This window comes from Bifidobacterium sp. WK041_4_12 (genome assembly GCF_041080795.1).
GTDB classification, from domain to species: Bacteria; Actinomycetota; Actinomycetes; order Actinomycetales; family Bifidobacteriaceae; genus Bombiscardovia; species Bombiscardovia aquikefiricola.
Map to the genome: position 1 here is coordinate 1,278,538 of NZ_CP129674.1, position 25,772 is coordinate 1,304,309.

Annotated in this window: 21 protein-coding genes and 1 riboswitch; of the genes, 7 read left to right on the forward strand and 14 right to left on the reverse strand. The window is 53.3% G+C overall.

Annotation, left to right across the window (positions count from 1 at the left end; translation table 11 throughout):
• Window positions 1–2 precede the first annotated feature (2 nt).
• Both QN215_RS05535 and QN215_RS05540 read right to left on the reverse strand, forming a co-directional pair.
• Window positions 3–1,841, reverse strand: a complete 1,839-nt coding sequence (locus QN215_RS05535) for a long-chain fatty acid--CoA ligase (protein WP_369343360.1) — start codon at window positions 1,839–1,841, stop codon at window positions 3–5.
• 156 nt (window positions 1,842–1,997) lie between these two features.
• Window positions 1,998–2,603 (reverse strand): M23 family metallopeptidase, encoded by a 606-nt coding sequence (locus tag QN215_RS05540; RefSeq protein ID WP_369343361.1) that lies wholly within the window; start codon window positions 2,601–2,603, stop codon window positions 1,998–2,000.
• A 445-nt stretch (window positions 2,604–3,048) separates the two neighbouring features.
• Here QN215_RS05540 and QN215_RS05545 point away from each other — a divergent pair, with 445 nt between their 5' ends.
• The 5 genes from QN215_RS05545 (at window position 3,049) to QN215_RS05565 (ending at window position 8,642) form a co-directional block, all read left to right on the forward strand.
• Window positions 3,049–4,413 (forward strand): ABC transporter permease subunit, encoded by a 1,365-nt coding sequence (locus tag QN215_RS05545; protein ID WP_369343362.1) that lies wholly within the window; start codon window positions 3,049–3,051, stop codon window positions 4,411–4,413.
• 33 nt (window positions 4,414–4,446) lie between these two features.
• Window positions 4,447–5,430 carry a branched-chain amino acid ABC transporter permease gene (locus tag QN215_RS05550; RefSeq protein WP_369343363.1) on the forward strand — a complete coding sequence of 328 codons (984 nt, stop codon included), beginning with the start codon at window positions 4,447–4,449 and terminating at the stop codon, window positions 5,428–5,430.
• Entirely contained in the window at window positions 5,423–6,517 is a 1,095-nt protein-coding gene (locus QN215_RS05555; RefSeq protein WP_404978484.1) for an ABC transporter ATP-binding protein, read from the forward strand. Before QN215_RS05550 ends, QN215_RS05555 begins: the two co-directional genes overlap by 8 nt.
• Window positions 6,514–7,314, forward strand: a complete 801-nt coding sequence (locus tag QN215_RS05560; protein ID WP_369343364.1) for an ABC transporter ATP-binding protein — start codon at window positions 6,514–6,516, stop codon at window positions 7,312–7,314. The genes QN215_RS05555 and QN215_RS05560 overlap by 4 nt, the downstream gene beginning before the upstream one ends.
• A 71-nt stretch (window positions 7,315–7,385) precedes the next feature.
• Window positions 7,386–8,642 carry an ABC transporter substrate-binding protein gene (locus QN215_RS05565; RefSeq protein WP_369343365.1) on the forward strand — a complete coding sequence of 419 codons (1,257 nt, stop codon included), beginning with the start codon at window positions 7,386–7,388 and terminating at the stop codon, window positions 8,640–8,642.
• A 204-nt stretch (window positions 8,643–8,846) separates the two neighbouring features.
• Here the strand turns inward: QN215_RS05565 and QN215_RS05570 are convergent, their stop codons facing one another.
• Together QN215_RS05570 and QN215_RS05575 are read right to left on the reverse strand one after the other, a co-directional pair.
• Entirely contained in the window at window positions 8,847–10,604 is a 1,758-nt protein-coding gene (locus QN215_RS05570; protein WP_369343366.1) for a flavodoxin domain-containing protein, read from the reverse strand.
• 114 nt (window positions 10,605–10,718) lie between these two features.
• On the reverse strand, window positions 10,719–11,669 hold the full coding sequence (locus QN215_RS05575) for a TMEM175 family protein (protein ID WP_369343367.1): 951 nt from the start codon (window positions 11,667–11,669) through the stop codon (window positions 10,719–10,721).
• A gap of 123 nt (window positions 11,670–11,792) precedes the next feature.
• A riboswitch (M-box (ykoK) riboswitch) is annotated at window positions 11,793–11,950 on the forward strand.
• A gap of 412 nt (window positions 11,951–12,362) precedes the next feature.
• Here QN215_RS05575 and QN215_RS05580 point away from each other — a divergent pair.
• Both QN215_RS05580 and QN215_RS05585 read left to right on the forward strand, forming a co-directional pair.
• On the forward strand, window positions 12,363–14,108 hold the full coding sequence (locus QN215_RS05580) for an ABC transporter permease (RefSeq protein WP_369345080.1): 1,746 nt from the start codon (window positions 12,363–12,365) through the stop codon (window positions 14,106–14,108).
• Between the two features lie 84 nt (window positions 14,109–14,192).
• Entirely contained in the window at window positions 14,193–15,512 is a 1,320-nt protein-coding gene (locus QN215_RS05585) for a nitrate/sulfonate/bicarbonate ABC transporter ATP-binding protein (protein ID WP_369343368.1), read from the forward strand.
• 7 nt (window positions 15,513–15,519) lie between these two features.
• Here the strand turns inward: QN215_RS05585 and QN215_RS05590 are convergent, their stop codons facing one another.
• The 10 genes from QN215_RS05590 to QN215_RS05635 all read right to left on the reverse strand — a co-directional run bounded on the left by QN215_RS05590 (window position 15,520) and on the right by QN215_RS05635 (window position 25,664).
• Complete coding sequence (locus QN215_RS05590) at window positions 15,520–16,308, reverse strand: metal ABC transporter permease (protein WP_369343369.1); 789 nt, start codon at window positions 16,306–16,308, stop codon at window positions 15,520–15,522.
• The gene (locus QN215_RS05595) at window positions 16,301–17,173 is read right to left on the reverse strand and encodes a metal ABC transporter permease (protein WP_369343370.1); all 873 of its coding nucleotides are present in this window, start codon (window positions 17,171–17,173) and stop codon (window positions 16,301–16,303) included. Before QN215_RS05595 ends, QN215_RS05590 begins: the two co-directional genes overlap by 8 nt.
• A gap of 105 nt (window positions 17,174–17,278) precedes the next feature.
• Entirely contained in the window at window positions 17,279–18,175 is an 897-nt protein-coding gene (locus tag QN215_RS05600; protein ID WP_369343371.1) for a metal ABC transporter ATP-binding protein, read from the reverse strand.
• An 11-nt stretch (window positions 18,176–18,186) separates the two neighbouring features.
• On the reverse strand, window positions 18,187–19,116 hold the full coding sequence (locus tag QN215_RS05605) for a metal ABC transporter solute-binding protein, Zn/Mn family (RefSeq protein ID WP_369343372.1): 930 nt from the start codon (window positions 19,114–19,116) through the stop codon (window positions 18,187–18,189).
• A gap of 114 nt (window positions 19,117–19,230) precedes the next feature.
• Entirely contained in the window at window positions 19,231–19,722 is a 492-nt protein-coding gene (locus QN215_RS05610) for a GNAT family N-acetyltransferase (RefSeq protein ID WP_369343373.1), read from the reverse strand.
• Between the two features lie 41 nt (window positions 19,723–19,763).
• A complete protein-coding gene (clpX, locus tag QN215_RS05615; protein WP_369343374.1) occupies window positions 19,764–21,194 on the reverse strand; it encodes an ATP-dependent Clp protease ATP-binding subunit ClpX in 1,431 nt (476 codons plus the stop codon).
• 216 nt (window positions 21,195–21,410) lie between these two features.
• Complete coding sequence (locus QN215_RS05620) at window positions 21,411–22,091, reverse strand: ATP-dependent Clp protease proteolytic subunit (RefSeq protein WP_369343375.1); 681 nt, start codon at window positions 22,089–22,091, stop codon at window positions 21,411–21,413.
• A gap of 2 nt (window positions 22,092–22,093) precedes the next feature.
• The gene (locus tag QN215_RS05625) at window positions 22,094–22,711 is read right to left on the reverse strand and encodes an ATP-dependent Clp protease proteolytic subunit (protein ID WP_369343376.1); all 618 of its coding nucleotides are present in this window, start codon (window positions 22,709–22,711) and stop codon (window positions 22,094–22,096) included.
• 216 nt (window positions 22,712–22,927) lie between these two features.
• A complete protein-coding gene (gene tig / locus QN215_RS05630; RefSeq protein ID WP_369343377.1) occupies window positions 22,928–24,340 on the reverse strand; it encodes a trigger factor in 1,413 nt (470 codons plus the stop codon).
• 46 nt (window positions 24,341–24,386) lie between these two features.
• Complete coding sequence (locus QN215_RS05635; RefSeq protein WP_369345081.1) at window positions 24,387–25,664, reverse strand: HRDC domain-containing protein; 1,278 nt, start codon at window positions 25,662–25,664, stop codon at window positions 24,387–24,389.
• Window positions 25,665–25,772: the final 108 nt, after the last annotated feature.

Sequence of the window (25,772 nt, forward strand, 5' to 3'; positions counted from 1 at the left end):
ACTCACGCTCTGCGATTGCGTGGTGTTGCGCTTTGACGCGGTACATAGATGACCTTGTCGATCAAATCGCTGTAGCGTTCGATGATTGCAGATCGCTTGGCCTTGAGACTGGGTGTGATCAGGCCATTCTCCTGAGTGAATTCATCATCGACGATCTCGAACTTGCGAATGGATTCTGCACGCGAAACCAGTTCGTTCGCCGTGTCTACGGCACGTTGAACCTCGGTGACGACAATTGGATTATGCTTGGCCTCGGCCAACGAGGTGACCTCTTCAGCACCTTGAGCCTTGAGCCACGCGTTGGTATCGGCAAGATCAAGTGCGATGATGGCCGCAATGAATGGCTTGCGATCACCAATGACCAGGCATTGACTCACCACGGGGGCAGTCATGACTGAGGCTTCCAACACTCCCGGCGATACATTCTTGCCTCCAGCAGTGATGATCAGATCCTTCTTCCGCCCGGTTATGGTAACGAAGCCCTGCTCGTCTATATCACCGAGATCACCGGTATGGAGCCAGCCGTCAACGATCTGGCTATGGGTGAGTTCAGGGTGGTTATGGTAGCCGACACACACGCTGTCACCCTTGATGCACAGCTCGCCATCTTCATCGATACCCATGCTGATGCCACCCAGCGGTTTGCCTATGGTGCCGATCTTGTATCCATCGGTTGGATTGACGCTTGCCGGTGCTGAGGTTTCCGTCATACCGTAGCCTTCAAGCAAAGGCAGGCCAACCCCATTGAAGAAGTGTGCTATCGAGACGTCGAGAGGAGCTCCGCCCGAAACGGCATATTCGACCTTGCCGCCGAATACGTTCATGATTGCGGAATAGATCAGCTTATTATAGAGTGCATATTTTGCGCCAGTCGCCAAGGATAGTTTCTCGCCACTCTGCTGGGCTTCGGATTTCAGACGTGCCACTTTGGCAGCATCGACGAACATGCGTCCTGTCAAGCCAGTGCCGGCGCGCTGGGAAGCGGCGTTATATATCTTTTCGAAGATTCGTGGAACGGCAAGCACGAATGTTGGCTTGAAGGTGTTGAAGTCATTGAGGATCGTCTTCATGTTGCTCGACAAGCCGAGTGTCACGTTGCCCGCGAATGAGAAGAACTGCATGTAACGGGCGAAGACATGTGCCAACGGCAGGAAAAGAAGCAGTCTCCTATCGGGCTTGAGACTGATGTCTGGCATGGTATTCACACCTGAGTAGGTGATCGATACGAAGTTGCTGTGCGAAAGTTCGATGCCTTTCGGGGTTCCGGTCGATCCTGACGTATACACGATGGTCGCCAGATCCGAACCTTTGACCGCTGACTCGCGCTCGAGAAACTCTTCTTCCCTGACTCCCCGCCCATAGGTCTGCAAGGTGTTGACGGCACCAAGGTCAATGACGTACAAATCATTCAGATATGCGCATTGATCACGCACGGAATCGACCTTGTCACGCATGGCATCGTCTTCGACAAAAGTCATTTTCACTTTAGAATCGTTGAAAATCGTACGAATCTGCGCTGGTGAGTTGGTTTCATAGACGGGGACGGTCAAAGCGCCGATGGACATGATGGCCATGTCGAGGGCTGTCCACTCCCAACGAGTATGTGAAATGATCGACACGGAATCACCGGGCATGATGCCACGAGCAATGAGACCCTTGGCAAGCTCGACCACTATGTTGCGAAACTCCAAGGCAGTGAAGGCCTGCCACGTGCCGTGTGCATCCTTGTATTCGACCAGCTTGTCTTCAGGAGCACGGTCAACTCGTTTCTGAAGTATGGAGAAAATATTGACATCACTATCGATGAATTCACTCAGTGGACGAGTATATTCTTTGTACATGCTGCTCCCTGTGTCGTGCCTCTTCCACGATTCTACCTTGTGTGCAGGCTAATGGCACTGGGTTTTGTATGACATGTTGCAGCATGTGAACATGCAGGCCAGCGTGCATGGCTAGCATGTCAGGAGCACATGCCAGTCAAGGAGTTCGGCACGTATCTACGGTGATTTCAGCACTATGCGCGTCCGTGCAACGCGAGATGCCGGATCGAGATAGTCGTCGCCTCGCTTGATGCCCCAGTGGATGCAAGAATCCTCGCAATGATCGGACACTCCTGCGACAGTGGCGAAGGGCTGCCCCTGCATGAGGTGCTCGCCTGTCGCGAACGATGTAGTTGCAGGCTCGAAAGTGAACGTCAAGGCTCCATGCTGAATGGAGACCACTGATTTTTGCGCCACCTTGCCTTGAAAGGAAATGATTCCTGAAACAGGCGAAAACAGCGTCTGACCAGGCGTTGTCTGTATGTCGACGCCTCGATGACCTGAAGACCACTGATGTGCAGGGGCGATGAATTTCTGTGTTATCGTCGGATTTTCAACAGGCCATATGGAAATCGCCCTGCAATCAGCAGGTACGGCTGTACCTGCCGTTGCTGCATGTACGGTGGAATCCGCCTGAAGCAACAACGGCGCTACGCATATCCAGCAGGCCGAACAGAGCAATGCAATCTGCAGACAGCACTGTCTGCCATATACCTGACTTTTCGCATAGGCGTGTGCGAAAATCCGAAACGCGCGTTCCTCACGCACCATTCGATCAATCATTGCAGCATTTCCTTTCTGAAATATGTTGCGGCAACGCTGTGTGATAAAGCTGTGTGATAACGCTGTGTGACAACGCTGTCCGACGGAGTGCTTCGAGAACGTATGAATCAGCAAGGTTCATCATGGCAGGTGTGAGCCGATGCATGGTGCAATATCAAGCAATGTGGTCGAATGTGGACCGTTTCGATGCCGGGTTGAACAGCGTTGAAAGTCACAGGAATCGACATGGATGCGGCTGGAATTCTGCCTTGAATCTGTACTGAGGGTGCACGCTTTTGTTTCGAGTCGTTAACCAACGTAATCTTTGCGAAACCTCAGCGCAATCCTTTTGGATGGTTACAGACTCTATCTTAGAGCACACCGAGGGAAGGGAAATCTCTTGAATCATTTTTTTGCTATTCGGAGTCATTGGAGAAGACCACTGACAATCCTTGCAATCATATGCATGGCTCTGGGCGTTGCTTCGTGCTTCACAATGCCCGCAGCGGCTGCCGAAGCCGTTCAGACTTGTAATCCCACCGCTTCCAATGGTTGCGTCAACGGGATACTCCAGGACGAGTCTCAACACGCTCTTGCTGATGTGACAGTGACCTTAAGCGGTGTAGAAAGTGCTTCGACAACAACCGATGCAAGCGGTAGATGGGCATTTTCGGTTGGTAAGGACGGATCCTATACCGTAAGCATCGATCCAACGGTCGCTTCTGCGCACGATTTGAAGGCAGACAAGGCAACGGTCGAAATCAAGAAGGGCGATTTCAGCAAATCTCGTCAAGTCGTGCGTTTCGACGAGGCTCAGAGTTCAGATCAGTCTTCACCGAGCAGCAGCGCTTCCAGCTCAAGCTCAAGTTCTGGTTCAAGTTCAAGCTCAGGTTCTTCCAAGCGAACTAGCTCTGCGGCTGCTACAGATGACACGAATCCTTGGGCGGACTTTTCAGCTCGCGTATGGGATCAATTGTTCAGCGGCATCGTATTCGGGCTGCTGCTCGGATTGATGTCCATGGGAATGAATCTCGTCTATGGAACGACCAAGCTCAGCTCATTTTCTCATGGCGAGCAAGTGACGCTTGGCGGACTGATGGCCTATGTAGGTACGCAGATTCTTCATTGGCCCCTGATCGTATCTGCCATATTTGCAGTCATCGTCGGTGGCATCACCGGCTGGATTCAAAATGATCTGATATGGTCTCCCCTGCGCAAGAAGCATGTGGGAGCGATGCAGCAGATGATTGTCACGATTGGCCTGTCCATGACCTTGCAATATCTTTTCCAGTTCTTCTTCGGAGGCGATGTCAAGGGCATCACGGTCAACGTGCCGAAGGGGTATCAAATCGGCCCCGTCACCACGGATACGCCCACGCTGATCGCTGCCGCCATAGCCATCGTGGTCATCATTGGCGTGACGTTCTTCCTCTACCAGACTCGACTCGGCCGAGCCACACGCGCAATATCCGATAACAGCGCACTGGCCGCAGCATCGGGAATCAACGTGGAGGAGGTCGTTCGTGTCGTATGGATTCTTTCCACCTCATTGGCAGCATTGTCCGGCGTGCTCATTGGCGTGTATTTCAATGGCATCCAATGGAATACCGGCGCGCTACTCCTGCTGCTGATGTTCTCGGCGGTCACGCTGGGCGGTCTGGGCACCCCGAACGGTGCGCTTGTCGGTTCGCTGGTCATAGGAATCGTCGCAGATATGAGCTCGCTCTTCATTCCCAACGACATGCGCTACGCCAGCGCACTCGCAATATTGATCATCGTCCTGCTCATCAGACCGCAAGGCATCTTTGGAAAATTGCAAAGGATTGGATGACATGTATTTGAAGATTATGAGAAGGGGCTCGCTATGGATTTCATGACTTTGCTCACCGACACCACTGCACAGTTGTTTGCACCGACGACCGCAGCCTACGTACTTGCAGCTATCGGCTTGAACATTCATTTCGGCATGACAGGTCTGATGAACATGGGACAGGCGGGATTCATGCTTCTCGGTGCATACGGATTCGCCATCACGCAGGGCATGGGATGGAATCTCTTCGCCTCATTGCTTGCGGCGCTTGTTCTGGCTGCCATATATGCGATTCTGCTGGGCATTCCGACATTGAAGCTCGGGCCTGACTATCTTTCGATGGTGACCTTGGCTTCCGCCGAAATCATACGAATCATTGCACGTTCCACATCGATGACAGCCATCACCGGTGGTTCGGGCGGCATTTCACCTCAGAACTTCACCAATCAATTCGAGAGCAGCTCACCCTTGCCAGAGGGTCGATCAACGATTCTTCTGTGGTCGTATTCCAACAATGTGGCTGATTCCTGGTGGATTCGCATTGTCTCTTGGGTACTGGTTCTGATTGCAGCATGGTTGACATGGCGTTGGTTCCATTCACCCTGGGGTCGTGTGCTGAAAGGCATACGCGAGGACGAGAATGCAGTGCGCTCATTGGGTAAATCAGTGACCCGCTTCAAGCTCGAGTCACTCTTCTTGGGTGGATCCTTCGGTGCCATCGCAGGCATCATCTTCGTGCTGCCGCGTTCCGTTCAGCCAGACTCACTCGGCCGTCAGGTCACCTTCTATGTATGGACGATCCTGCTTCTCGGCGGTGCTGCAACGATTTTCGGACCGATTCTAGGATCCTGCCTGCTATGGGTGCTCTTGACCTTCGTCAAGGAAATCATGCGAAGTGTCATACCCGACTCCATCATCTCCTCAAGCCAGATTGAATCACTGGGATGGGTCATCGTCGGGGTTGCACTGATGTGTCTGGTGATCTTCAGACCGCAAGGATTGCTAGGAGATAGAAAGGAGTTGGCGTTCAATGCGTGATACATCACAGAACACTCCTGAAGACAAGGCACCAGTGGAACAATCCGCTGCCACTGCCGCCACGGCAAGTAACGGCACCCATGATGGTGGCGGCCAGCGGTCTGCTTTTCAGGACATGACCAAATGGCCCATGAACAAGGAGCAAGCCGAGGGGCTTATCTCAACCGCATTCGTGGATCGCGTAGCCAAGGATCTCGAATTCGTGAAACCAATTCCTGGGGTCAAGAAACCCGATCCCATACTCGTTGCGGACAAAGTCACACGACGATTCGGAGGCATGACAGCAGTCGATGTAGACCATTTCGAGATTGAACGGCACGGCATTACGGCCCTGATTGGTCCAAACGGTGCTGGCAAGACGACCTTCTTCAATCTGATGACTGGCTTCGATACGCCGAACACCGGTGCATGGAACTTTGACGGCATGGATTTGGCCAAGGTATCCCCTGAACAGGTTGCACGCAAGGGCATGGTAAGAACCTTTCAGCTCACCAAGGTCATGAACCGGCTTACGGTCATGGACAACATGCTTCTGGGTTCGCAGCGTCAGAGCGGCGAAGGCATGCTGCGTTCATTGGTTCCAGGACTGTGGAAGTCACGCGAACGAGAGATCACCGAACAGGCCAGTGAGCTGCTCAAGAGATTCCTGCTCTGGAAGAAGAAGGATGATTATGCCGGATCACTGTCGGGAGGTCAGCGAAAATTGCTCGAAATGGCTCGTGCCTTGATGAGCAATCCGAAACTGGTCATGCTTGACGAACCTATGGCAGGTGTGAATCCGGCGTTGAAGCAGTCTCTTCTCGATCATATTCTTTCGCTGCGCGAAGAGGGCACGACGGTGCTGTTCGTAGAACACGACATGAACATGGTTCGTCATATTGCCGACTGGATCACCGTCATGGCAGAAGGCAAGATCGTTGCCGAAGGCAAACCATCCGAAGTCATGAACGACCAGGCGGTTATCGACGCCTATCTCGGTTCACATGCAAACATCGATCTTGGAGACATTCCCGAGTCGGACGTGACGCAGACATCCGCTCCACTCCCACAAGAAGAGCCTTCAGTCGATGGAAAGGAGCAAGCATGACATTGGCAGTCGAAGAACGATCACACGATAGCGAGCTCCGCAGCAATGCCCAGACTGAGACGGACACCCAGGAAATATTGCTGGAAGCCGACAATCTCATTGCTGGGTATCTTCCTGGGGTCAACATCCTCAACGGTGCTTCGCTGACCTTGCATGATGGCGAAATCGTCGGCATCATCGGCCCCAATGGTGCGGGAAAGTCTACATTGCTGAAATCCCTCTTTGGACTCGTGCACATCAATTCTGGTTCGTTGACGCTCAAGGGCACTGACATAACCAATATGCGTGCAGACAAGCTCGTAACCCGAGGTGTGGGATTCGTACCGCAGACAGAGAACGTATTCCCAAGCCTGACGGTGAGCGAAAACATGCAGATGGGTGCATATCAGCATCCGAAGGTGTTCAAGGAACGCTTCGACTACGTAGCTTCCATCTTCCCTCGGATCGCAGAACGCAAGGATCAGACCGCTGGCTCACTTTCTGGCGGTGAACGGCAGATGGTTGCGATGGGACGCGCGCTGATGATGAAGCCCACGGTGCTGCTGCTTGACGAGCCTTCTGCCGGTCTGAGCCCGATGCTGCAGGACGAGACCTTCATCCGTGTGCGTCAGGTAAACGCCGCCGGTGTCAGCGTCATCATCGTTGAACAGAATGCTCGCCGATGCCTTCAGATTTGCCACCGCGGATATGTTCTGGATCAGGGACGCAACGCCTATACCGGTTCCGGACGAGATCTGCTGAACGATCCCAAGGTCATTTCGCTCTATCTCGGCAATCTGGAAGAAGAGGATTCCTGATCGGATTCGCTTTTTCACCATTGAAATTTTTCCGTGTTATACCAAACAGAGAAAAGGAAGAGTAGGGAAACATGAATAAGAAATCATCAAGAAAGTATCTGTCTTCGACACTCGCTGCAGGCGCCGCGTTGGTGCTCGCATTATCAGGCTGTGGATCATCCTCATCGAGTTCTTCAGGATCATCCAAAGCATTCGTGCTGGGCGGACTATTCCCAGAGACCGGTTCCTTGGCGTATCTCGGACCGGCTGAAACCAGCGCATGGAAGCTGGCAGCCAAGGACATCAACGCCGCTGGCGGAGTCCTGGGCACCAAGATTCAGACGGTAAGCGCCGATATTTCCGATGCAGACCACGCTGATCAGAACACCGCCGGTGCGCAATCAGTGCTGTCCAAGAATCCGTCCGTGATACTTGGACCTGCATCCAGCTCCGTGGTGCTCAACACATACAAGTCCGTAGCCGAGGCGAAGGTTCCCATGATTTCCATGGGTGCAACCTCACCGACCCTTTCAGGCATCAGCCCGTACTTCTTCAGAACGGTTCCGCCTGATTCCGTTCAAGGTGCTGTGATGGGCAATCTGATTGCTCAGAATGGCGTTCAGAATCTTGCCATCGCCGTCTTCAACGACACCTATGGCACGAACCTGCGTGACGCCGTGGTCAAGTCCGCGACGGCAGCAGGTGTAAAGATTGTCTATGGTGAAAAGGACACCTTCGATCCTTCAGAGACCAACTTCTCGTCGCTGGTCACCTCGATAAAGGCAACCAAGCCTGATGCTGTTCTGGTCATCGCATTCGATCAGACCAAGCAGCTCCTGAAGGAAATGAGCAGCCAGGGCGTTGACACGAAGACCAAGCTGTACATGGTCGATGGCAACACTGCCGACTATTCCAAGGACTTCGAGGCTGGCATGCTCAAGGGCGCTCAGGGTACGATTCCAGGCGCTCACCCCAGCGATGCTTTCCAGAAGCAACTGAAGTCGGTAACGCCGAAACTCGCTGACTTCACCTATTCCGCAGAGACCTATGATGGTGCGATTCTCGCAGCTCTCGCCGCTGAAAAGGGCGGTAAAACCGACGGCACCACCATCAAAGACAATCTGGCCGCAGTATCAGGAGCCGATGGTGGCACGACATGCACGAGCTATAAGGCATGCCTGAGCCTACTCAAGGACAAGAAAGCCATTCATTACAAAGGTCAGTCCGGCATCGGTCCCTTCAACAAGAGCAACGATCCAAGCTCTGCAAGCATTGGCATCTACCAATTCGATGGCGATAACAAGCCAGTATTCAACCATGCAGAGGAAGGCGACGTCCCCGAGGCATGAGCCATGTGATCCGGAAGACCCAGTCACTGCAGCAGTGTCGAGTGAACTGTAGTGGCTGAACCCCGGAACATGGGAACGAACTACAATGCCTCGCTTGCGCATATCCGCAAGCGAGGCATTGCCATGTCTGATTCGATTGTCATAGCTGATTGCAAGCCATGTCTTGCTGACAGCACTGTCTTGCTGAAGGCGACTCCTCACACGCTACTGCTGAATGTGGTTGGTGCGCTGCAATTCAGCGATATATGATTCGGCTTCGTCACGTGTCAGTCTGCCGCTGAGCATCACCGCCCGTGTAAGGCTTTGCTCTATGGATGCAATCGCCGCATGGTCATGGCCGCAGATATAGAGGTACGCACCCGATTCGAGCCATTCGTAGAGTTTTCTCGCCTGATGCAATACGACATTTTGAACGTGTTCACGAACATCACCATAGCGAGACCATGCAATGTCAAGGGATTCGAGCACGCCCTGTTCGAGATACCGTTCGAGTTCATCTCGATAGAGATAGTCCTGCTCGGGATTTCTGTTGCCGACGATGAGCCAGTTTCTGCCACTTTCGCCAGCATGCAAGGCCCGCTCCTGAAGAAACGCTCGATAGGGTGCGATTGCTGAGCCGAGACCAACCATGATGATGTCTGACGACTGCTGCTCAGGAAGTCGGAATCGTTTATTGGCAAGAATTGAAATCGTGATGGGCGTGCCCAGCGGTGCACTTGTCAGATAGTTGGTGCACTCCCCCACAATGTGCTCATTTCGGAAACCGAACTGAACCTTGGTCACCGTCAGTTCAATATATCCAGACGAGACGGAGGCGGCATTCGAAATCGAATACAGACGCCTGTTGCTCGATGTGAACAGCGCAAGCATCTGGTCTGGTGTTATTTGAGCTGGAAAGTCCTGGAACAGCGCATATGGTGGGTGAGTCTGCGCGTAGTCTCTGAGAACTTGGTTGTCCGTCTGCAGACCGGCAAATGGGCTCTCCGGGGCATATTGCGTGTATCGCTCTATCAGCGCAGGGGTGTTGCGCGAAATGTCCTTGGAACTTTGCAATATGTCCACGATGCGGGCATCTACCTGAGATGCCTTGTCAGCGAACGCATTCTTCAGAAGACGCTCGACCGTCTTGCTGGAATTCGGATACTGAACGGTGACCATGTCGCCGGGAAGGAATGCGGTCTCCATCGAGGGAAGTCGCAGACGTATGCTGTACACCTGTTTCTCCGAAGTCGACGATGTCAGCATGCTTCGCGCTTCAAGGATGGCTTGGAATTCCTGGAAGCCGTTGGACTTGGCGTTCTTTTTGGTTGTTCCGGCCTGTGTTATGCCCCTCTGTGCATTCGGCTTCACCGGCGATGAATCATGCATCGCTGTTGCAGTGCGCTGCTGAGCGTCTGGTTGAGACGGATCCTGAGCAGGTGCTGAGGCTTCCGTGACTTCAGCGTCATCTGCTGCATCGGCTGGAATCTTGGATTTGCTCTGAGGGGTGCCTTGGGAAAGTCGTAGTTCTTTCTGTAACACTGGCATGAGTTCATGAATCCACTGCTGCGCCGCCAGTTCATAGTCGAAATCGCATTCGCCGTGCTTCAGGATTCTTCGTGCGCCAAGCTGTTCATATCGTGCATCGAACTGACGTGCCATCAGGTTGTAGCTTTCGCCGTATGCGCTGTCTCCCAGACCAAGCACGGCAAATGACATCGAGCTCAGCTTCGGCGCATCCTTGCCCATGATGAAGTCGTAGAGATCCTCCGCCTCGAATGGCGGCTCACCTTCACCCTGCGTCGAGGTGACCATGATAAGGATATCCTCTTCGGCAAAGTCTTCACATTCGTAATCAATGGAATCGACAAGGCGAACGTTGCTGAAGAGCGGCTGCACCGTTGCGAGCAAATCTTCGGCCACCCCACGGGAATTACCCGTTTCGGAAGCTGAAAGAATTGTTATATGTCGAGTCTCTTGCATGCCGGTTACCCCGTCCTTGTCATCAATCGTTGAAACATTGTTTCACGCAATGTTCCCAAACCCACTGCTGCGGGTTCAATCTATAGTAAATATTCCAGCATGGGTCAAGGCTGGCTAGTGTCGTCTGCCACGTTGCTGACGATTTCTCCTGCCATGCCGAGGCAGTGGCATGCCATGCTGCAATGTGCCCCTGTCGTAGGGTCGTTGAGCCATCGTTTCATGCTGGGTCTGACTGTCTCGATAACTTTTGTGCTCCAACGTTGCGTCATGGAACCATTGCGATGCCTGCTCTTCGCTGATTCCGAAGGAACGCTGAACGTCATTGACGAAACGCGTCCAGGCGGCATTCTTGTCGTCTCTGCTGAGATTTGGACTGCGCATCTGTCCAATGTAGCGTCGAAGAATCATGAGGAACCGACGCTTGTCGGACTGCGAAAGCTTCATGAAGCTCGATACTCCCTGACTGTCCAACTGCGAGATATCGTTGAAATTCTGCTGTTTCCCAGCATTTGAGATAAATGAGCGTATGGGGATGATGATGAACAGAACCAGCCCAAAGTATGGACGGAAGTATGCGAGAGCGATGAAGACAACCAATAGCGCGCTATTGGTCAGATAGGCGGAACCGAAAATATAGGTGTACACCTGCTTCATCTGTGCCGCGTCCTGATATTTTGCTGGCAGTATTGCTCTGGCTATGACCACTTCAAGAATCGTCACGATCAGATACGCCGTGCCGCACAGCATGACGGTGCCTTGTGCGATGTCCGAGATCATCAGCTTCGTGAACGCGGGGATCAGGGACACTGAAAGAAGCAGCAGAAAGTCAAGAATGATGACCGTATGTGGCACCTTGTCAACCTCATTGAACATCAAGGCATGCTTGTACCAGCAGTTGGCAACGAAGCAGAAGCTCACCACATAAATGCCAATATTCTGGGCGAGTTCCATATAGTTCAGTTCGCCATTGAGAACCTCGACCGGTACGTCCAAGACCATGATGGTAAGGATGATGGCGAAGACCGCATCGCTGAATACGTCGAACCGTTCCTTGAATTTCTTCACGCAAGTAGTATCCCGCACGCTCTCTACTCGGAGTGTCGCTGCGCTGGTAGTGAAACCGAGAGGGCTGTCGAGAGGACTCGCTGATTGAAGGAAGTTGACAAATAAAATGTGTGAAGCCTATCCTTTAGCCGTCGGTAGGCGAGACTGCCACGGGGATACGGGTTGCTGCCGCAGCACAGTGGAGACACTGTTCGTTGGTCAACAATTTTTGTCGAGTCAAGGCATTGATTAATGCAACATCATTGCCCCGTGAGGTTGAAGCTTGAACGATGACAACCAAAGGGAAGCACAAACCGCTGTCTGAGTTCATGGCATGGTCACCGATGATCGCTGTGTGAACCTAAGGGGGTGGGAATCATGGATAGTGATAGTGCACATCAATCCGATAGTCATAGATGTTCGAGATTCATAGCTGCACCAGGTATAGCTGTTTCATCCAATTCCACCCATACGAAACCCCAATCGATTACTGTGTCAATCACGCTACCTTGCCATATGACGCTGTGAACTGACTCATTGCTCTTCTGCGGTGTAGTCAGTCAGGAAGCACGCCATCAATGCACGTCTAGCGCGGCAGTATAACGGCAGATTCCAGAGAAGGGCCTGTTTCGTCCTTCAAGCCGCAGAAGGTTTCAGTGTGGGTGAGCAACCGTCGAAAAGAGGTTCCCCATGGCTTCGGTCTTTACTCTGACCATGAACAACGGCATAGCAGGAAGCACTGCCGAAGGAACAACAAGAGCCAGGCATTCATTGCTCTCCGATATCGTCGTCATCATTGGCATTCTTGCCTTGATAGGTGGCATCGCCGTCATGCTTCCCGATATAAACAGGGCAGTCGGACCGCAGGGCTTGCCGTCGACAATTTCTACGGACCCGAGCAATCTGCCCTATTATGCGATGCGTTCGGTATTGCGCATGTTCATAGCGCTTGCCTGCTCGTTGCTGTTCACCGTGGTCTACGGCTTGGCGGCAGCGAGAAGCAGAAGGCTGGGTGCCATACTCATTCCCTTGCTTGACATTCTTCAGTCCGTGCCGATTCTTGGATTCCTCTCGGCAACCATTTCGCTATGGCTGGTGCTCTTCCCTGGCTCGATTCTTGGTGTCGAGGCAGCTTCCATCTTTGCTATATTCACAAGCCAGGCATGGAACATGACCTTCTCATTCCACCGCTCTCTGCTCAGCGAACCAACCGAACTTGACGAGGCCGCGAAAATTCTCAGGCTTAGCCATTGGCAACGATTCTGGAATCTTGACATGCCGAACGCTATGATTCCCCTGCTCTGGAATTGCATGATGAGCGTCGGTGGCGGCTGGTTCTTCCTGACAGCGTCGGAAATGATCTCGGTCAACAACCACACCTACGCACTTCCCGGCATTGGCAGCTATGTCGCAGAGGCATCACGTCATCGTGAGCTGGGCAATATCGGATGGGCAATTCTGACCATGGTCATCGTGGTGGTACTCATTGATTTCTGTCTATGGAAGCCATTGACCGCATGGGCCGAAAAGTTCCGCATCACATCAAGTGCATCGATTGTCCAACGGCGCAGCATGGTGCTTACCATCATTCGCCAGTCGCATCTCAACGATGTGCTCGCCTGGCTCTGCCGTCCGATTGGCGAAGGCTTGGACATGGTGACACGGCCGTTGGGACGTACAGGCTCACGTTGGCATGTTCGTTCGACCCGTTCGCGCATCGGTGACATGGCATTCGGCACGGTTATCGTCATCGCGATCTCGATAGGCATTCTTGCGTGGATTGAATTCATCAGGCGTGGCACTGGCATCGATGAGATATGGCATGTTTTCGGTCTGGGGCTGCTGACCTTCCTTCGTGTCATGCTGCTCACTCTCGTCTGCTCCATTATCTGGGTTCCCATTGGCGCAAGCATTGGCATGAACCCACGCTTGTCCCGCATCTTCCAACCGCTGATCCAGGTGCTTTCGAGCTTTCCTGCGAACTTCACCTTTCCCTTGGTGACGTTGTGGTTCATCGCCTGGCACATAGACATCAACTGGGGCACGATGCTGCTGATGTCGTTGGGAACACAGTGGTACATTCTCTTCAACGTCATCGCCGGTGCGAGTTCGATCCCTGACGATTTGCAGGAGATGACCCGTAGCTTCAGACTTACCAGATGGCAGCGGTGGAGCAAACTCATTCTTCCCGCAGTGTTTGGCTCATGGTGCACGGGCGGCATCACTGCTGCTGGCGGAGCGTGGAATGCTTCGATTGTCTCCGAAACGGTCGCCTATGGCCATGCAACCTTGACTGCCACAGGTCTGGGGTCATACATCGCCGCATCCACGGCATCGGGAAATATGTCGAAGACGCTGCTGGGAGTGACGATCATGTCGCTCTTCGTGGTGATCGTCAATCGCATATTCTGGCATCCCTTGGAGAAGCTCGCAGAACAGCGATTCTCGCTGACACCCTGACCAGGCCAGCTCTCGATCAACGATCCGGACGACGACATCACCGAACATCATCACAGCATGTGACTAACAGATAAAGGAGCAGTCATGAACATGATTCAGGCCTCTCACATCAACACGACGTTCATGAGCGACAAAGGCGAAGAACTCTCCATATTGAAGGACATGTCCTTCACCTTGCAGGAAGGGGAGATCGTAGCCATTCTCGGCCGTTCAGGAGCGGGAAAATCAACCTTCCTTCGCACCCTTGCCGGTCTGGTGCCTCCCACCAGCGGCAGTGTCAGCTATCGAGGCACCGAACTGCACGGACCGAATCCCGGGGTGGCCATGGTCTTCCAGACCTTTGCCCTCATGCCATGGCTGACCGTCGAGTCGAACGTCGAACTGGGCTTGCAGGCTCGAGGCATCGGCCGAAAGGAACGTGAGCAAGCAGCACTGCAATCCATTGATTCGATTGGTCTCGACGGCTTCGAAACAGCATATCCAAAGGAACTGTCCGGCGGCATGCGCCAACGCGTCGGCATCGCACGCGCATTGGTGCTCCAGCCAGACGCGCTGTTCATGGATGAGCCGTTCTCGGCACTGGATGTCCTGACCGCTGAAAATCTTCGTCAGGAAGTGCTGAATCTATGGTCGAATGGTGAAAGCAAGCTGCGATCCATTCTGATCGTGACGCACAACATCGAGGAAGCCGTGCAGATGGCTGATCGAGTAGTGGTTCTGGGTTCGCACCCAGGGCATATCATTGCCACGGTGGACGTCGACATTGCTCGACCGAGGGACAAGCATGCGCCAGAATTCGAAGACATGGTTGACAAGCTGTATTCGATTTTGACTGGTAAGGTCAGCGAAAGCTCGATCAAGTCAACGCGCACACCGAATTCCTTGTCTGGCGTCAAGAAGATGGCTGCCGAATCGCCAACCAATCGCATGCTCCCAGACGCGACGCCTGGCGGTCTTGCAGGCCTTCTTGAAATCGTTGCCAGCTATGCTGACGGCATCGATCTTGCGGACCTGGCATCGGCACTCTCATTCGAGGTTGACGACCTCTTCCCGCTCCTCGATGCAGGCACGTTACTGGGCATGCTTGATGTCAGCGAAGGCCATGTTACGGTGACTGAAACCGGGCATCGTTGGAATGATGCAGACATTTTGAACAGCAAGGTCGTGTTCGCCGACATCGCCATGAGCCATGTGCCGCTGGTCCGAGCCATTGACAGGGCGCTACGCCAATCCAAAAACGGAAGACTGCACGGTGACCTGATCGTTGACCTGCTCCATAGCAAAGAGCCGGAAGATGTTGCAAGAAAGCAATTCCATATCGCCATTGAATGGGGGCGCTACGGTGAATTGTTCGATTACGATGCCGATGACGACTTGCTCACCCTTGACGAAGCAGCCATGTGAATGGTGTCTAGTGCTTCCACATATGAGCAATGACCTTGGCAATCGCATAGATGCATGCACTTGATGTAGCGACGAAGAAACCGACCGGCAGATCTGTCATGATTGACAGGGCTACGGAAAGCCACATGCAGAACAGAGCGAACAGAGATGAGAGCATGATGGCGTGAATCGGATCATGTGCCAAGGCGCAGGCGGCAGCAGGTGGAGCGATGAGCAGGCTGAACAGCAGCATCGCTCCGACAATCGGCACGCTTGCCGTGGTAACGCAAGCAATCACGATGGTGAAGAGCAGAGCGACAAGATTATTGTTCACACCGCGCACGCTCGCCTGTTCAGGCATGATGGACGATGCCAAGAGTGGCCGAACCATGCAGAGTACCAATCCGACTGCGATGACAGCAAGAATGGACATGGTGAGCAAATCTCCATCGGTCACCGCAAGCACCTGTCCAAAGAGCAGGGCATAGACTTCGTTGCTGTAATCTCCGCTCAGACTGAGCATAAATGCACCGCCAGCGAGCAGAAAAACGAGCAGCAATGCGATCACGGCATCGCGCCGTCCCTTCTTGCCAAGAAGGTGCATGGCCAATGCAGAAACCAGCGCCGCAATTCCCATGCCAGTCACGGGGCTTAATCCGACGGTCACGGCTATTGCTGCGCCTGCAAAAGACCCATGAGGAATGGCGTGAGCCAGAAATGAATCTCCGCGAAGCACTACAAAAACGCCTATGATTCCAGCGCTCAGGGCCACGATGGTGCTGGCATACCAGGTGTTCATCACATAGGCCTCAAACATGAGCGACCGCCGCCCTTCTGCGTGCAACCGCATTGATCACACCAAGAGACCTCAGGATTCTGCACAGCAGATAGATGAACAGGATTATGGCAACGATGCAAAAACTCACCGACCATGATTTTCCACCGGTCCAATGGTAGCTTTCGTATGACACAATGACGCCAATCCAGATGCTGATCACACCGATGATGCCTGCGGAAAGGATTGCATCACGCATGCGGCTGGCGAGAAGGAGACCGCATGAAGCGGGACCGATCAACAGCGCAGTCGAGAGAATGGCTCCAACGGAAATTGAACCCAGCGCTACACCAATGCCAAGAACACACATGAATGCGGCATTGATGATGCCGGTTCGTACACCATTGGCATGGGCAAGCTCAGGTGACACGGTAACGAACAATGCCGGACGCCAAAGCACTGCCATGGCTATGATGCTGCAGATGGCAAGCAGACAAATCAGTGGAACAGTCTGCGGATTGATGGCGAACAGCGAACCGAAGAGTACGGCAACTGCGGCACTTCCCCCGGATTTGCCTGTCATGGAAAGGGTGATGAACAGCGAAGTGAAACCCATTCCGGTCGCAAGCACGATGCCGGTAGCCACATCACGGCCACGAATGCGTTCGATACCGATGGCGTGCATGCCCAGTCCAGCCAAAACGCTGGCAGCTAGGAATCCCCACAGCTGATTGACACCGAGAAGGTAGGCGGCAGATCCTCCAACCGACGCAAGGTCGGTCAGCGAATGGCCGGCGAATGATTGCCCTCGCAGCACAGTAAACACCCCGATGCATGCCGTTGCTATGGCAACCGCCGATCCGACCAACAAGGCGGTCCGCATTTCCTGGACCTGCCAGAGTTCCATCAATAGCTTCATTGCAATCCTTATTTCCCTTGCGCAAGCCTGCAGTCAAACGCGGTGACATCTTGCGGCAATTTAGAACGCTCCCCTTGCCTTCCAGACATCCGTCTAATCTTCCACTGGCTTCGCTGCGAACGGATCGACATCATTGACATGCGCGTGACTCGTCTCCCCTGCCATGACCATGACTCGGCCGCCAGCATGCAATACCTCAATGGGGTGTCGATACAGGGCGCTCAGTACCTCAGTCGTAATCACTTCATCGGTTGTTCCGACCACGGCATTGCCACTGGCCAGATAGACCACTTTATCAAGGGAATCAATCAATGGATTGATGTCATGCGCAGAAAGAATGATGCTGATGCCCTCGTTCTTGCGAATGTCGTTGAGTAGTTTGACGATATCGTCGGCATTCGCAGGATCAAGGTTGGCGAGGGGCTCGTCAAGCAGCATGAGTTTCGGACTGGCAACAAGTGCAGCTGCAATCAGTACACGCTGCTGCTGACCGCCAGAGAGACGTCCAACAGGCCGATCTGCGAACTGCCACGCTCCAACGCCTGTCATCGCATGCTCGACCTGGTTCCAGAATCGTGCGCCCCTCATGCCGATTCCAAAACGCTGACCGTCAAGACCCAGAGCAACCAGGTCCTTGGCTCGGATGGGCAGATCTGGGTCCAATTGGATTTTCTGTGGTACATAGCCAATCATGCCGGCCTTTGCATGCCTTCTACCTTCGATGGAAACATATCCACGAGAGGGTTCGACATCTCCGAGAATTGTTCTCAGCAGTGTCGTCTTTCCAGCTCCATTTGATCCAATCAGACCCAGAAATTCGCCCGGATCAACGCGCAAATCAATGCCTTTGAGAATTTCATTGCCGCCCAGCTCCACGTGGACATCCTGTACGCTCAGCAGACTGTCCTCGTGCATGTGGGATGTGCGCGCAAGCGATGATGCCGTGGCTTGCATCGATGCGTCACGTGCATTCGAATTCTTCAATAACATTGATGGTGACATCATAGGCTTTCAGTAGATTGCTTCTGCGAAATTGCCTTTTCCAGTGCGGCAAGTTCAGCTGTCATCCATTGTACATAGTGATAGTTCTTTGGCATTGTTTCGTAGACGCCAACGATTGGAATGTCGTTCTTCTTTGCTTCAGCCTTGTACTTGGCCGTCAGATCGGAAGTGACCTGCTGGTTGTATACGAATGCCTGAACGGATTTGTTGGAGAAGAGTCCCATCTGTGTCGCTGAATCCTGTGCCGAAGGATCCTGATCGTTCATGATGGCGGCTTGAAGTGTCCAAGGTGTCTTGATGTTGACCTTCGCAGCGTCAAGCATATAGTTCGCAACCGGTTCGGTTGCAGCAACCGCAACATTGGGATACGAGGTCTGGAAGTGCGACAATGCATCGGTGTACGAATCCATCGAAGTGTTGAAACTCTTCAGGTTCTTCTTGTAGTCACTGGTATGGCTTGGATCAATGGATTCAAGTTTCGAAGCGATCTTTGAGGCGACGGCTGGCATGGTCTTTGGCTCATACCATAGGTGTGGGTTCTTGGTGCTGTCGGGCAGTCCGAGAACTTCCTGCGCATTGATGACCGTACGGTCTGAACTTGTATGAGCCTTGAGCATCTTGTCCAGCCAATCGTCATAGCCAACGCCATTTTGAACCACGATCTTGGCCTGTGCGATAAGCTTCACATCTGACGGGCTTGCCTCAAAATCATGAGGATCCGCATTCGGATTGCTGATGATCGATGTCACATTCACATGTGAGCCACCAATGGACTTGGCAACATCGCCATATTCATTCTCAGCGGCAAGAACGTCAATCTTCCCATCGCTGCTGCTTGCAGATGACGTACCGCACCCCGCGGCAGCCAATGCCATGACTCCGGTAAGAATCGATGCCACAATTGCCTTGCTGGCATGTTTGAACTGCATGATTTCCCCAACTTTCTATTATTTCGCCTGATAGGCGCAATCTCTTAATGAGAATAATTACTATTGTCACATAGAGTAGCGACTATGGGAAGAGGGATGTTCATGCTCGAGGAGCTACAGCGTTTTGATATAGAACCTATCCATCGCTGCATGATCAGCCCTGACAAGCGGTCGTTTCAGCAGCGTGAAACCGCAGCGCTCATACACATGCATCGCTGCAACGAGTGCGTGGTGCGTTTCCAGATACAGCTGGCGGTAGCCATCGGCGCGTGCTGACTTTTCTATCTGGTGGATCAGATGATAGCTTGCGCCACTGCCTTGACCCTGCGGTGAGATATACAGCTTCTGCAGCTCGGCGACCTCTGGTCCAAGACCGGAAAAATGTGCATATCCCGCTCCCCCAAGCACATGATTGTCACCGTCGGTGACGACGAAATATCCACGACCCAGTTCAGACGTGGAAGCGTCATAGAAATCACTTAATGCATTGAGCTGTGGGTCATAATATGCCGTGCCTGGAATATCCAGGCCGAAGCGGGCAAGTCCCTGCTGAATGATGGTCTTCATGGCTTCATTATCGGTGGATGTGATGGTTCGAATGCTCAACGCCTCATTATGCAACAGCAATTCTCCAAGCCTTATGCAGGTCAGGCCGTCTTGCGACGTGTCTGGTTACCGTTCTTCGATTGAATATAGCGGGGTTTCGACAATCCCATAACCGTTGCGGCATCGACAATCACAGCGTCGACATCATCCCGTTCGGGAATCTCGAACATGGTTTCTTCCAATGTTTTCTCAATAATGGATCGAAGTCCTCTGGCACCCACCTTGCGGTCCATGGCTGTCTGCGCGATCTGTGCTATGGCATCATCGGTGAATTGCAGATCCACACCATCGGCAGCGAACAGGCGACGATATTGCTTGATCAGAGCATTCGATGGTTCGGTGAGAATTGACTGCAGATCCTGCTGAGTCAAGTCACGCAGCACACTGATAATCGGCAACCTGCCAATGAATTCCGGCAACAGACCGAATTCGGCCAGATCATCAGCGCTGACCTGCTTGAGCAGTTCCTGGGTCGTTGCCTCATGGGTATGCCATGTCGTCCCAAAACCGCTTTCGCGGCCACCGAGACGCGTGCGAATCACATCATCGAGTCCGACGAATGCACCGCCACAGATGAAGAGAATTCCACGGGTATCGATCTGTTCGACTTCCTGATCGCGATGCTTGCGTGTCCCTTCCAGAGGTACGCTCGCAATGGTTCCTTCGAGAATCTTCAGCAAGGCCTGCTGCACGCCCTCACCGCTGACATCGCGGGTGATCGAGGTGTTCTCGCCGGATTTACGTGCTATCTTGTCAATTTCGTCAATATAGATGATGCCATGCTGCGCACGTTCGACATCACCATCCGCTGCCTGAAGCAGGCGCTGGAGCACCGTTTCAACATCATCCCCGACATAGCCCGCCTCAGTCAATGTGGTGGCATCGGTGATGATGAACGGCACATTCATTGCCTTTGCCAGTATCTGAGCCAGATAGGTCTTGCCAACACCTGTTGGTCCGAGCAGCAGGATGTTCGACTTTGCAACTTCAACATCAGCGAGCGAACGCTCAATGTCTTCGCGAGCGTTCGCTGACAATGCAGCTGCCGATGCCTTAGCGTTCGGACGGGTTCCGTGTGAACGGGAATGCCCATCTCGATGCGTCTGATCCACACCAGAACCGCGAGTCTTGCTGTCTTCGGAGGATGGCCAGTGCCGAGCCTCTGACTGCAATTCCATATTGACACGCTTGTAATGGTTATACACGGCCACGGACAGTGATCGCTTGGCTTCTTCCTGACCAATCACATACCTGTCGAGAAATGAGAAGATGGTGCTCGGCAGAGGCAGTTGCAGTGCATTGGCCTCTGCGTCATGCTCGCGTTCATCGGAGATGATATCCATGCATAGACGAATGCATTCATCACAGATGGCCGAATTTGGACCGGTGACGAGCTTATGAACCTGGCGCTCTGTTTTGCCGCAGAACTCACAGCGTGGAATGTCCTCGTTATAGCTGACTACGCGCCCCATCCAAGCCTCCCTCACCGTGCTTCATACCGTGCATAACTATACCTATGGTGGCTGTGACTGGTGAGGATTGAACGCTGTCTTCACCAATGATATCCGTTTGGGTACGCATAGTGTTCGCAGGCCCAAATATACGCTTGTGGTGCGCCGCAGAAGCGACGCACCACAAGTTAATGTCACACATGAATCAGAGCAATTGAGTCACGCTGCTGGCAGCGATTATTGCTTGTCGGAACGGTTTATCAGAACCGAATCCACGATGCCATAATCCTTGGCCTGATCCGCCGTCAGAATCGTATCGACTTCTATATCCTTGCGAATCTTTTCGACATCTTGACCGGTATGCTTGGCAAGCGTATTTTCAAGCCATTCACGCATGCGCAGCATCTCACGTGCATGAATCTCAATCTCGGTAGCCTTGCCGAAGTCCTGCTGCATGGCAGGCTGGTGAATCAGGACTCGCGCGTTGGGCAGAATCAGACGCTTTCCCTTGGCTCCCGATGCGAGCAGGATGGCGGCAGCCGAGGCTGCCTGACCCAGGCAGACGGTCTGCACGTCAGGCTTGATGTATTGCATGGTGTCATAGATCGCTGTCATGGCAGTCATGGAACCGCCAGGCGAATTGATATAGATCATCACGTCGCGATTCGGATCCTGACTCTCCAGAACAAGCAGCTGAGCCATGATGTCATCCGCTGACGTATCGTCAACCTGAACGCCCATGAAGATGATACGGTCATCAAACAGGCGCGTATACGGATCCTGACGCTTGAAGCCGTATGGCGTCTTCTCTTCGAACTGTGGCAGGATGTAACGATTTTGCGGCATGAATCCTGCAACGCCGCGAGCTCCGGCCAATCGATCAGCGCGTGCGATAAAGCGTGCTTCTTCCGATACCATCGTCACTCTCCTTTCTGCGCGTTCATCGTGCCTGGCGTGGTTACGATCTTGTCGATGAACCCATATGCCAAGGCCTGTTCGGCTGTAAACCAATGATCGTACTCATTGTCCTTGTAAATCTCATCGAGAGTATGACCCGTCTGCTCTGCGGTCAGCTGAGACAGGGTCTTCTTCATATCCATGATGAGCTCTGCATTGATGCGCACATCGGTTGTCGTGCCTCCAATGCCACCAGAGGGCTGATGCATCAGCACTCGAGCATGCGATGTGATGAATCGCTTGCCTTTGGTTCCGCTCGACAGCAGGAACTGGCCCATCGAAGCGGCCATGCCAACAGCAACCGTTGCGACATCAGGCTCAATGAGCTGCATGGTGTCATAAATCGCCATGCCAGCCGTTATGGAACCGCCAGGTGAATTGATGTACAGCCAAATATCCCTTGAAGGATCTTCAGCTGCCAACATGAGCATCTGAGCACAGATGATGTTGGCGTTATCATCCTTGACCTCATCACCCAGCCAGATGATGCGATCCTTCAACAGGCGGTTGAAAATTGGATTTGTTGCGGTAGGAACTTCTCCTTCCGCCATAACCGGCGGACTCGCAAGGGTGTTGCTCACCGTATCTCCTTACATTTGATTACCTGTATGAGCCTACAGCCATCAAGGTACGTTCATTCCCGTTTGAGCTATGGGCTATGTGAGTTCAGCCATGAGACCAACTGAGGCTCAGACGCCACTTTGGGCGAAAAGACTTATAAAAAAGCTCCGAACATCGTGTCTTGCGGCAGATGTTCGGAGCGAAGCTAGCTCGTTCAGCGCTTCAGCGTCGGCGTGTCACTCAGCCGATGCTTCGGTGTCTGATGACTTGTCAGCCTTGCCAGCTACCTGATCGGCCACGGCAGCTGCAGCGGAAGCCGCCTCCACGCTTTCGTTCTCTTCTTCCTGAGCTTCGTCACCGAGGAACTTGCTCAAATCGAGAACATTGCCATCGGTATCCTTGAACGTCACGGCACGCATTCCTGCGAGCAGACCCTTTGAACGTCCGACTTCCTGGACGGCAGAACCAAGCTGCCCATTGTTGACGATGGCATTGATGAAGTTGTTGGGGTCCATGCCATACTGCTGGGCAATGGATGAGAGGAAGTTCGTCACGTCGGTTTGAGAAACCTTCACGTCGAGCTGCTCAGCAAGTGCATCGAGCACCATCTGATCACGCAGCTCCTTCTCGACAGCCTCTTCGGCTTCCTTCTTCTCGTCATCGGTAGGTGCCGCATCCTTGGCGGCATTGCCCTGGGTCTGAGCGTTCTTCAGACGCTCTTCGACCATGTTGGCCTTGACACCGGCAGGAATCGGGAGTTCAAGTCCTTCTTCCAGCTTCGCAATGAATGCGTCGCGAGCTTCGGTAGCCTGACGACCCTCGGCATCCATTTCGCTTTGCTTGCGAACGTCTGCCTTCAATTCCTCGAGCGTATCGAACTCAGATGCTTCTTGCGCAAAGTCGTCGTCTACGTCAGGCAGTTCCTCTGCCTTGACCGAGTTGACCTTGACGCTGACCTGAGCCTTGTCGCCCTGGTGCTCTCCCGCTTCAAGCGTGCCCTCAAAGGTGGTTTCCTCACCTGCGGAAAGGCCGTCCAACGCCTCATCAAGGCCGTCGAGCATGGTGGCTGAGCCGAGTTCGTAGCTCACGCCTTCCTGAGAATCGACGGACTTGCCGTCAATCTTTGCATCGAGATCGATGTTGGCATAGTCGCCCTTCTTGGCAGGACGATCAACGCCGACCAGAGTGCCGAAACGCTGACGCAGCGCTTCAATGCGCTTGTCAACATCCTCGTCGGTCACTACTGGCTTTGCCACTTCTATGGTCATGCCCTCGACGGCCGGGAGTTCAAACTTTGGTCGTACCTCAACCTCGGCGGTGAACTTCAGCTTGGTCTTGTCACTTGCGGACTGTGGCACTTCCTTGACATCGAGCTTAGGCTGATCCATCGGGTGGATCTTCTTTTCGTTCAAAGCCTTCGAATACAGCTCGGGAACACCGTTGTTGACAGCTTCTCCTGCAACGGATGCAAACCCAACACGCTGATCGATGATCTTTCCTGGCACATGCCCCTTGCGGAATCCAGGAATGTTGACCTGCTTGCCAATCTCTGTTCGAGCGGCATCCAGATATGGATTCAGCTCCTCTGCTTCCACGGTGACGGTGAGCCTTACCTTGGTTGGCTCGAGGTTCCTGACACTGATTTTCACGCTGCGCTCCAATTCATACGTACATTATTATGCCCGTAGGCAACCGTTACATGATAGCTCGACTTAAGGACTCGTCAACCAGGTCAATCTGCCAGTTGCGTGCACCTTGGTTTGCAAGGAACTCTGCCACGTCACGGCTTTCGGGTTCGTCGGTCCAACACAGATTTCTCAGATACTGTGGTTTGAGAATCACGTCCATCGGTGTTTTCGTGTCCTGAGAAATCTGTGAAATCGCGGATTTCCCAGCCATCAATCTGTCATATCTCTGGGGATGTCTCTCACGCCAGAACTTCATCGAATGGGGTGCATTGTTCTCCTCGGAGACAACGGGAGACACCGGTGGAACGGGAAGTTCGCTGATCGGCAGCTCCAAGGTCTGCTGAATGATGTCTTTCCAATGCGAGGGCTTGACGTTGCGCTGTATGGGAGCATACCGTTCGAACATCTTGTCCTGCTCGCCGCCGGTATGCATGCGAACGCGCTGATTGATCGAGCGTATCGCCCGAAACTCCTTGGCATTGCGCGGCTTCTGCCGAGCTGCTTCAATGATCGAAGCATCGGAAAGCAACAGTGACGGGGCGATGTCGTAGAGCCGTGCCAGGCGGTCTCGCTCTGTCCACAGTGCACGCACTATCGCCAGACCCCACCGATCATTGTGCAATGAAGTGATGTGCGAAACCCGTCGCCAAGGCTGCGGATGGGCATGACGATTCCTTGAACCCTTTCTGAGCAGATATGCAAACTCCTCCTCTGCCCAATCGGCCTTGCCCTGACCGCTCAGATCGTCACGCATCTTGCGTTCCAGAGGTATGAGCAGTTCAACGTCCAATGCCGCATAGTTGCGCCAATCTCTCGGCAGCGGCCTATATGACCAGTCTGCGGCAGAATGCTCCTTGGCCAAAGTCAGATCGAGATAATGCTCCGTAACCGCCGCAAGTCCTACATGGTGCAGTCCGAGCATTCTCGCTGCCATCTCTGAATCGAAGAGTCGCTGAGGCTGCATGCCGAGTTCCGTGAATCCGGGCAGATCCTGCAATGAGTCATGAATGATCCACGTCGCATCACCGACGGCATCATTGAAATCGCCCCAGAAGTCACCCTCTTGAGCAAGTGCGACGGGATCGACCAAAGCTATTCCGCATCCATCACGCTTGAACTGAACAAGCCAATCCTCATGCCCATACCGAAAGCCCGAGGCGCGCTCAGCATCAGCGGCCAAGGAGCTGGTGCCTGTGGAAAACCGTTCACACATTCGTTCAAATGCATCGTGCGTGGAGATGACGTCCGGTACTCCAGCGCGTGGTTCCGACAATAAGCGTGGCATCTGCTCGATTGACACTGTGTTCAACTCCCCGTTCTGTCAACGTGGCCAGTATGTGGTCCTTCCCCATACTACTGGGTGCGGAGAACCAGCGGGCAGCGCGGTGGCATG